The 9,332-nt window shown below is 71.6% G+C and carries 5 protein-coding genes; all 5 read right to left on the bottom strand.

Going from position 1 to position 9,332, the window contains the following annotated elements; translation table 11 throughout:
- A partial coding sequence (locus GRC12_RS37675; protein ID WP_208784728.1) for a hypothetical protein occupies window positions 1-1,337 on the bottom strand: 1,337 nt, incomplete at its 3' end.
- A gap of 58 nt (window positions 1,338-1,395) precedes the next feature.
- On the bottom strand, window positions 1,396-4,410 hold the full coding sequence (locus GRC12_RS37670; protein WP_208784726.1) for a glycoside hydrolase family 3 protein: 3,015 nt from the start codon (window positions 4,408-4,410) through the stop codon (window positions 1,396-1,398).
- 167 nt (window positions 4,411-4,577) lie between these two features.
- The gene (gene cimA / locus GRC12_RS37665; RefSeq protein WP_208784724.1) at window positions 4,578-6,182 is read right to left on the bottom strand and encodes a citramalate synthase; all 1,605 of its coding nucleotides are present in this window, start codon (window positions 6,180-6,182) and stop codon (window positions 4,578-4,580) included.
- Between the two features lie 356 nt (window positions 6,183-6,538).
- Window positions 6,539-8,626 carry a PD40 domain-containing protein gene (locus tag GRC12_RS37660; RefSeq protein ID WP_208784723.1) on the bottom strand — a complete coding sequence of 696 codons (2,088 nt, stop codon included), beginning with the start codon at window positions 8,624-8,626 and terminating at the stop codon, window positions 6,539-6,541.
- 122 nt (window positions 8,627-8,748) lie between these two features.
- A partial coding sequence (locus tag GRC12_RS37655; protein WP_208784722.1) for a TetR/AcrR family transcriptional regulator occupies window positions 8,749-9,332 on the bottom strand: 584 nt, incomplete at its 5' end.

The following is a 9,332-nucleotide window of genomic DNA, read 5'->3' as shown; positions in this document are numbered from 1 at the left end:
CCCCCGAAGTCCCCTCCCCCGTCGCCGAAGCCGCCGCTGAAGTCGCCGGGGTCGAAGTCCGCGCCCGAGACGTCTCCGCCGTCGTAGCCGCCGGGACCGTATGCGTCGAAGTCGCCGTAGCCGGTGCCGTAGTCGGCCGCGTAGGACGGGGTCGCCATCATGCTGCCGAGGAGGGTGCCGACGAGGAGACCGGGCAGGAGCCCGCCGCCGAAGTAACCGCCCGCCCAGGGGCCGTATGCCGGGCCCGCGTCCCAGTAGGGGCGGCGGCCGTGGTCGGTGTCGACCTCGCGGATGACGGGGTCGCGGCCGTCCGCGATGCGGGTCGCGTCCGCCGCGCAGACCGGCACCTCGCGCGGGGCGCCGCCCGGGGGCGTCCAGGCGGCGTCGGCGACGGACGGGCCGTGGCGCGGGTCGAAGAAGCAGGGCGGCCGGCGTTCGGGCAGCGGACGCCCCTCGCGGCGGGCGGCGAGCTGGGCGAGGCTGAAGCGGCCGTCCTCCAGGGCCTGGGTGACGGACCGGACGTCCTCGGGTTTTTGCGCGGCCGCCATGGACGACTTCGCCTGTTCGTAGGCGTCCAGGGCGCGTTCGTAGTCGGCGCGCATCGCGTCGTCCGCGCCCGCCTCCGCCGGGTGGAAGTCGAGCCGGTCCAGCTCCTCGCCGAACGCCGTGATGTCCTCGTCCACGACGACCCGCAGCCGCTCCAGCGCGGCCCGCTCCTCCTCCGCCCGCCGGCGCCTGTTCCGTCGTACCAGCGCGTACGCTCCCCCGCCCCCGGCGACCAGCACCGCGCCCACGGCGATCAGCGCCGTGGCCGACACCCCGCCGCCGGAGGTCCGGGACCGCCAGCCGGGTGGTGCCGTACCGCCCATGTTGACCAGGGCGCGGTCGGTGAAGTCGGTCAGCTGGGTCTTCGTGTCCCTCTCGGGCCGCACGCTGGTGACCAGGTTCTCCACGGCGGTGCGGGGCAGGACCGAGGAGTCGGCGCGGGCGTCGAAGCGCCCGCCCAGGCGGATCGCGTACAGGCCGGTGATTCCCGTGGCGGTACGGAGGTTACGGAAGAGGTCCTGCGTGGGGTAGCCGGCCGGGAGGACGGCGACGAAGAGCGGTTTGCCCGCGTCCTTGATCTCCTTGGCGAGAGCGTCGGCGTCCGACTTCGACAACTGCCCGGAGGCCGCGGGATCGACATAGACGGGGCTCTTGCGCAGCGCCTCGGCGATCGTGGAGACGCTGGTGTCGGCCGAGGCGGGTGGCGCGCCGGCCGACAGGACGGTCAGCGCGGCGAGCAACAGGGCCACCAGCAGCCCTGGGAGGCTTCGGGTCCAAGCGACGGCCTTCATGGTTCGAAGCTACCCGAAGCCTCCCAAAACTGGTCATCCGTGCAGGTGGTGGCCTCGCTCAGCCTGCCTGGTAGGCCTCGGTCAGCTTCTGTACGGCGGCCCCGTACCGCCCGGTGAGGGAGAGATGGTCCGCGTCGGCGAAGGGCTTCGCGATCGCCGCCGTGATGCCCTGGCCCACCTTCTCCTGGACGATCAGCCGGGCCTTGGTGACGAGTGCGCGGCCGGCCGCGTCCGCCCCGGCCCGTTCGGCGGCCACCGCCGCGCTGCCGAGCGCCTTCAGCGTGGCCGCGCCGCCCGACGGCACCTTGCTCCCGGTCGTGAGGCCCCAGCCGTACGGGAACTGAGGGTCGTAGGAGGCGTCGCCGACGTTGATCGGCAGCTGGGCCTCGGACCTGGGCCAGGTGACGGGGAGTTGCCCGGTGAAGGGCCGCTTGCCGTAGAGGACGTCGGCCACTCCGTCGCCCTCGGTGCCGGGCAGCCAGGAGGCCACCAGCGCGTCGATCCGGCCGAGCCGGTCGCCGATCAGCTGGGGGCGCCCGGAGACCATCAGCACCGCGCACCTCATGGCCGCGCACACCTTGTCGACCGCGGCCTGGTCGGCGGCCGACAACTGCAGGTCGTGGCCGTTGCCGACGTCTCCGACGCCCTCGGCGTACGGGGTCTCACCGACGACGACCACGCCGACGTCGTACCCGGACGTGGGAGCGGAGGCGTCCTTGGAGTAGGTGACGTCCCCGTCCTTGCGCATCGCGTCGAGGATGGTGGTGCCCCGGGTGTGGGTGCCGGAGGCGCCCTGCCAGGTGATGGTCCAGCCGCCGGTCTGGTTGCCGAGGTCGTCGGCGTTGGACCCGGCGACGTAGACCTTCTGGTTCTTCCTCAGCGGCAGGACACCGTGCGCGTTCTTCAGCAGCACCTGCGACTCGGCGGCCGCCTGCCGGGCGACGGCCCGGTGCGCGGCGGAACCGATCCGGGAGGCGCCCGTGGTGTCGGCGTACGGATGCTCGAAGAGGCCGAGCCGGAACTTCTGGGTGAGGATGCGCGACACGGCGTCGTCGATCCGCTTCTCGCCGACCCGGCCTGCCTCGACCTCGTCGGCCAGGGTCGCGGTGAAGTCCTTGTAGCCGTACGGCACCATCATCATGTCGACACCCGCGTCGACCGCGGTGCGCACGTGCGCCGGGTAGTCGCCGGGGAGCTGGTCGATGGCGTTCCAGTCGCTGATGACGAACCCGTCGAAGCCCATACGGCCCTTGAGAACCCCGTTGATCATGTCGCCGCGGGCGTGCATCCTCACCGGGCCCTGTCCGTCGCCGAGGATGTCGAGCGAGGAGTACGAGGGCATGACGGTGCCGATGCCACGCTCGACGGCCGTCCGGTACGGCGCCAGGTGGACGGCCTCCAGCTGCTGCCGGGTGACCTTGGTGACGCCCTGGTCGATGGTGTAGGTGCCGGTGGTGGAGGAGCCGTACTCGGTGCCGCCGTCGCCGACGAAGTGCTTGGCGGTGGCGAGGACCTTGTCGTCGTCCTTCAAGTCCCGGCCGTTCGGGGCGCCTTGGAGGCCCTGGATGATCGTCTCCATGGACTGGACGAGGGCCGGGTCCTCGCCGAAGGACTCGTAGGAGCGGCCCCAGCGTTCGTCGCGGGAGACGCACAGGCAGGGCGCGAAGTCCCAGGGGATGCCGGTGGCGCGGACCTCACTGGCCGTCACCGCGCCTGTTTTCTCGGCCAGTTGGGGATCCCGGGTGGCGCCGAGGCCGATGTTGTGCGGCATGATCGTGGCGCCGGCCAGGTTGTTGTGGCCGTGGACGGCGTCGACGCCGTAGATGAGCGGGATCTGCAGGCGGGTGGCCCGGGCGCGGAGCTGGAAGCCGTCGATCATCCTGGCCCAGGCGGCCGGGGTGTTGGGCGTCGGGGTGGAGCCGCCGCCCGAGAGCAGCGAGCCGAGGTCGTACGCCGTGACGTCGGCGCCCTCCCCGACCGCCCCGCGCTCGGCCTGGGTCATCTGACCGACCTTCTCCGCGAGGGACATCCGGGAGAGGAGATCGGCGACGCGCTTCCTGATCGGCAACTTGGCGTCGAGATACGGCAGTCCGTGCGCGTCGATGACGATCTGCGGGGTCTCGGCGGGCGGCTTCGCACCGGTGACGGTGAGCTTCAGCGGGATCGTCTCGGCCGTCTCGGCGGACCGGTCCTTCAGGGTCGGGACCGTGATGGTGCGCGTCGCGCCGGAGGCGGTGCCCGCGGGGAAGGTGAGGGTGCCGGAGACGGGGGTGTAGTCCTTGCCGGGGGTGGCGGTGCCGGTGGTGGCGGTCTCGTAGTGGACGGTGACGGGGCCGTCGACGGGGGCGGACCCGGTGGTGGCGAGGGTGACCTCGACGGTGGCCGTGCCGCCCTCCCGCACCGGGTGGACGGCCGAGTCGGTCGTGACGCCCGCCCGCAGGGACTGGTCGGCCCTGCCGTACAGCTCGACGTCGTCCATGGCGAACTCGCCCTTGACGCCGACCGGGAGCGTGAGGGCGTAGCCCCACATCTGCGTGAGCCCGAGGACGTGGTCGATGCCGCCGACGGGCTGGTAGTCGGTGCGGTAGACGAAGTCGGTGAAGGGGATCTCGATCTGCTTCCAGCCGGTGAAGTCGTCGGTGAACGAGGTCGTCCAGAGCTCGGAGGCCTCGCCGTTCGCTCCGCCGTCCTTGAGCTCGAACGCGATCTTCTTGCCGTTGTCCTGGCCGTCCCACCAGAAGCGGATGCCCTTGTGGGCGGACCAGTCGTGGGCGGGGGCGTCGGCGGCGTAGTCGTGGGTGAAGCCGCCGTAGCCGCTGATGTCGTAGGTGCCGGCGAGGACCTTCGCGCCCTCGGGGGCGTCGGACCTCGCGGCCAGCCGGAGCGCGGGCGGGTCGTCACCGTCGCCGCCCCAGGTGAAGATCCCCTCGGCGGGCTGGGAGGCGAAGGGGACCTCGCCCTCGAAGCGGTCGACGGGGACGGGCGGTGGGTCGTTGTCGGCCGCCCGCGCGACGGCGAGGGGCAGCAGGGCGGTGAGCAAGGCGGTGGAGACGAGCAGGGCGGTTCTTCGCATGACCTTCCCTCAACTCTCGTGTCTCGCAGATGACTTAGTTCACACCGTGAGTTAACGAGTGGCGCAGGGAACAGTCAAGACGGCAGGAGCCGCCCCCGGCCCCGTCGTGGACGCGGGGTGCCGCGGCGGGAGCCTCGCCGGACGAAGGCCCCCGCCGACCGGTGGAGTTACTCCGCGGGCTCCACCCCGGCCCGCAGCAACCCGTACGTGTAAGCGTCCTCCAGGGCCTGCCAGGACGCGGCGATCACGTTCTCCGCGACGCCGACCGTGGACCATTCGGCCGCGCCGTCGGAGGTGGAGATCAGGACACGGGTGGTGGACTCGGTGCCGTGCACGCCCTCGAGGATGCGGACCTTGTAGTCGACCAGGTCGAGCTTGGCGAGCTGGGGGTAGATCTTCTCGAGCGCCACGCGCAGGGCGCGGTCGAGGGCGTTGACCGGGCCGTTGCCCTCGGCGGTGGCGACGATGCGCTCGCCCTTGGCGAAGAGCTTGACCGTGGCCTCGTTGGCGTGGGTGCCGTCGGGGCGGTCCTCGACGATCGCCCGCCAGGACTCGACCTGGAAGTAGCGCAGGGGCTTGCCCTGGACCTCGGCGCGCAGGAGCAGTTCGAAGCTCGCGTCGGCCGCCTCGTAGGTGTAGCCCTTGAGCTCGCGCTCCTTCACCCGCTCCACGACCCGGCCCACCAGCTCGCGGTCGCCGCCCAGGTCGACACCGAGCTCCTTGCCCTTGAGCTCGACCGAGGCGCGGCCCGCCATGTCGGAGACCAGCATCCGCATGGTGTTGCCGACCTGCTCCGGGTCGATGTGCTGGTACAGGTCCGGGTCGACCTTGATCGCGGATGCGTGCAGGCCCGCCTTGTGGGCGAAGGCCGAGACGCCCACGTAGGGCTGGTGGGTGGAGGGCGTGAGGTTGACGACCTCCGCGATGGCGTGCGAGATCCTCGTCATCTCGCGGAGCCTGCCGTCGGGGAGGACCTTCTTGCCGTACTTCAGTTCCAGTGCCGCGACCACCGGGAAGAGGTTGGCGTTGCCGACGCGCTCGCCGTAACCGTTGGCCGTGCACTGGACGTGGGTCGCGCCGGCGTCCACGGCGGCGAGGGTGTTGGCGACCGCGCAGCCGGTGTCGTCCTGGGCGTGGATGCCCAGGCGGGCGCCGGTGTCGGCGAGGACCGTCGAGACCACGGCCTGGACCTGGGCCGGGAGCATGCCGCCGTTGGTGTCGCACAGGATGACGACGGAGGCGCCGGCGTCCGATGCCGCTCGGACGACCGCCTTCGCGTAATCCGGGTTCGCCCGGTAGCCGTCGAAGAAGTGCTCGCAGTCGACGAAGACGCGTCGGCCCTGGGAGGCCAGGTAGGACACCGTGTCACTGACCATGGCGAGGTTCTCGTCGAGGGTCGTGCGCAGCGCGAGTTCGACGTGGCGGTCGTGGGACTTGGCCACCAGGGTGATCACCTCGGCGCCCGAGTCGAGGAGCGCCTTGACCTGCGGGTCCTCGCTCGCCTTGGCGCCGGCGCGGCGGGTCGCGCCGAACGCGACGAGCTGGGCGTGCCGGAAGTCGATCTCCTGGCGGGCACGCGCGAAGAACTCGGTGTCCCGGGGGTTGGCGCCGGGCCAGCCGCCCTCGATGAAGCCCACGCCGAAGTCGTCCAGGTGCCGTGCGATCGCGAGCTTGTCGGCGACGGTGAGGTTGATGCCCTCGCGCTGCGCGCCGTCGCGCAGGGTGGTGTCGAAGACGTGGAACGAATCGTCGAGCTCGCTGGTTGCGGTCATGGTGTCAAGGCTCCTGTGTTGGATCCCAGTGGATATGTCGTTACCGGAATGACCGGCTCCACCGTCCTCCCATGATCCCTCGCGCTTTGCCTCCGGCTGAAGGTGGGCCAGAAAAGCGAAAAACCTCTCGCGGGTGCGAGAGGTCTGCGCGCGGGTCGAGGACGACGGTGTCCGCCCGTACCTGGTCGTACGTGGCGGTCACTGCGGACCGGCGCGCCTGCTGCCAATAATCATGGCGAACGAGAGCACGGAGGCAGTCTGGCACAGCCTCCGCGCTCCGCTCACCGTTGTCTCAGGATGCGGTCGATCACATCAGGTGACGGACGCTATGGAGCCGGCGGATCCGGTGCCGCCCGTCATGAAACGGTTCGCAGGAAGATGTCCGCGACGCCGTTGGTGTCCCCCCGCACCAGATCGGGTGATGCCGACTCGAAGGCGACGACCGTGCCGTCGGTGTTGACGGCGGGGTGCCCGGCCGGGAGGTCGTTGCGCCCGCCCCGGCGGTCGACGCTGACCAACTGCCGGTGCCCGGTGGCGAGGTCGAGGACATAGACGGAGCCCCGCGAGGTGTACGCGACGCTCCTGCCGTCTCCGGAGAGCGAGGGCTCGGCGCCCCTGACCCGGGTCGTCGCCCCGGTGTCGAGGTCGCGGACGTGGACCTCACGGCCCTGCTGGAAGGCGATCCTGCGGCCGTCCTGGCTGAGCGAGGGAGCCGACGCGTGCTCGGCGGCCCGCTCCAGGACGGCGGTGTCCAGGTCGCGGACGTAGACGTTCCCGCCCTGCTCGAAGGCGATGTAGCGGCCGTCGTAGCTGATCGACGGGTGGCCTGCCGCCTCGCCCGTGGGGGCGCTGACCAGGTCGGTGCTGTCGTCGTAGAAACGGACGCGGTAGACCCGCGGCCGGGGGTGCGGGTCGGTGGCGGTGGCGGGCAGGGTGGCCGTGTAGGTGATCCACTGGCAGGTGGGGTCCTCGGCGGGCTGTCCCATCCAGGCGAAGCGGACGCCCCGGTAGGAGTGGAGTCCGGTCAGTTTGCCGACCGCGCGGTTGCGGATGAAGACCTCCGGGGCGCCGTCGGAGGCGCTCGGGGCCACATAGCCGACCATGCGGCCGCTGGAGCAGGGGGTCGCCTCGTGGGAGGGGACCTGCGTCTCGGAGTTCACCTGCGAGAGGAGGTCTCCGAACGCGTTGACGAAGACGTCGGTGGTCCCCGGGGCGCTCTCGGAGGTGCTCTCAGAGGTGAAGGAGACGACGCGGCCCTCGCCCATCACCGGGTCGTGGCTCGCCCCGGACCGCTGCTGTCCGTCCCGGGTCAGGCTGATCCGTTCGGTGACGGAGGGCATCGGGGCCGGATGCCCGGAGAGCTCGCCGGAGAAGACGAACACGTCCGACTCCTTGTTGGTGTCGCCGGGCACCAGGGAGGACGCGTCGGAGCTGAACACCACCGAAGACCCCTTGGCGGTCAGCGCGTCCGGCCCCTCCTGGGCGTCGCGTGGAAGGGCGGCCCCGAACCGGCCCGTCCCGAGGTCGCGTACCCGGACGCCGTCGTCACCCGAGACGACGGCGTACCGGCCGTCCGCCGTGGCCGAGAAGGCCCGCCCCTCGGCCACCCGCTCGGAGGTGCCGGTGCGCAGGTCGTGGACGTAGACCCCGCCCTCGGCGTTGAACAGGACGCGGCGGCCGTCCGCGGTGACACGGACCAGCTCGGCGACGCCGAGACCCTTGTCGACCTGGACGCGCTCACCGGTCGTCCGGTCCTTGACGAAGACGTCGGCCGGGTCCTGTTCGTCGCCCTGGAGCTGGTAGGCGACCCGCTCGCCGTCGCCGCTCACCGAGGCAGCGGGCTTCGGGCCCTCCTCGGCCGGTGAGACCAGCTCGTCGGTGCCGGTGGCCGTGTCGCGCACGTACAACAGCCGGTACGCCTGGGGGCCGTTGCGGTTGCCGATGGTGTACGCGACATGGGTGCCGTCCGGGCTGATCGACTGCACGCGGCCCAACTCGTTGGAGCCGGGCGGGTTTCGCGGCCATAAGCGTTCGGAGCGGCCGGTGGCGCGGTCGTAGAGGTACGGGGTCAGGAAGCGGGTCCCGGCCGAGTATCCGATGCGGCTTCCGTCGGCGCTGGGCATCGGCGAGCTGTAGAGGTACCCGCTGCCGAGGTCGATCCTGGTGAGCGTGCCGGTGGCCGTGTCCTTCACGAGCAGGCACAGGGAGTAGTCCGCGCAGCCGAGGCTCGGGGCGGCCGACACGAACACGGTTCGGCGGCCGTCGGCACTGATCGCCGCGTCGTTGGACGCCCCGTCGGCCTGGCTGCCGTCGGCGGCGGTGCTGACCCGCTGGACGCGGGCTGGGTGCGGTGCGGCGGACGTGGTGGTCGCGGTGAGCGCGAGCAGCAGTGCCGCGCCCAGGACACCCGCGGCCGGTCTCCGCCATGCGGCGGCTCTGGTCATGGTTTCCCCCTGTGGTCCCCGTTGACGCCGTCCCCCGGCCCCGCGCCGAGGGCTGTTTCGAGGCAAGCGCACCACTGTCCACAGGGTCAATCGGCCTAGTTGCGTACAACCCGGGCGGAAGGTCACGCGTCCGCGAGGAGGCTCTCGTCCAGGAACTCCCGTACGTGGCCGAGAACTTGCGCCCGGTCCCAGCCCCGCAGGCCCACGGCCACATGCACGGAGAAGCCGTCCAGCAGCGCCCGCAGCCGGGTGGCGCAGCGATCCGGGTCGACCGGGCGGAACTCGCCCCGCGAGACCCCCTCCGCGATCAGCGCCACCAGGTCCCGGTGCCAGACGCCCTCGATCGCCGCCTGCCGGTCGCGGGCGTCGTCGTCGGCGTTCTGCGAGCGGTTCCAGACCTCCAGCCACAGGGTCCAGTGCGGATCGCGGTGTCCGTCGGGGACGTAGAGATCCACGTACGCGTCGATCCGCTCACGCACCGGTCCGGTACGGCCCAGCAGGCGCCCCCGGTCGGCCCCGAGCCGGCCCTCGCTCCACTCCAGGGTCTGCAGCAGCAGTTCGTCCTTGGAGCCGAAGTAGTAGATCAGATGCCCGCTGCTCATCCCGACCTCACGGCCGAGAGCGGCCATGGTCAGCTTCTCCAGTCCGCGCTCGGCGATCATCTCCATGGCGGCGGCGAGAATGCGCTCGCGCGGCGGGGCGGGGG

This window comes from Streptomyces griseorubiginosus (assembly GCF_017614965.1).
GTDB lineage: Bacteria > Actinomycetota > Actinomycetes > Streptomycetales > Streptomycetaceae > Streptomyces > Streptomyces griseorubiginosus_B.
Note: the sequence above shows the minus strand (reverse complement) of the source record. Positions and strands in the feature narration are given on the sequence as shown.

Excerpts from the sequence above, each read along its gene's own strand:
- GRC12_RS37670 (WP_208784726.1), bottom strand. The coding sequence starts at position 4,410 with ATGCGAAGAACCGCCCTGCTCGTCTCCACCGCCTTGCTCACCGCCCTG.
- cimA (WP_208784724.1), bottom strand. The coding sequence starts at position 6,182 with ATGACCGCAACCAGCGAGCTCGACGATTCGTTCCACGTCTTCGACACC.
- GRC12_RS37660 (WP_208784723.1), bottom strand. The coding sequence starts at position 8,626 with ATGACCAGAGCCGCCGCATGGCGGAGACCGGCCGCGGGTGTCCTGGGC.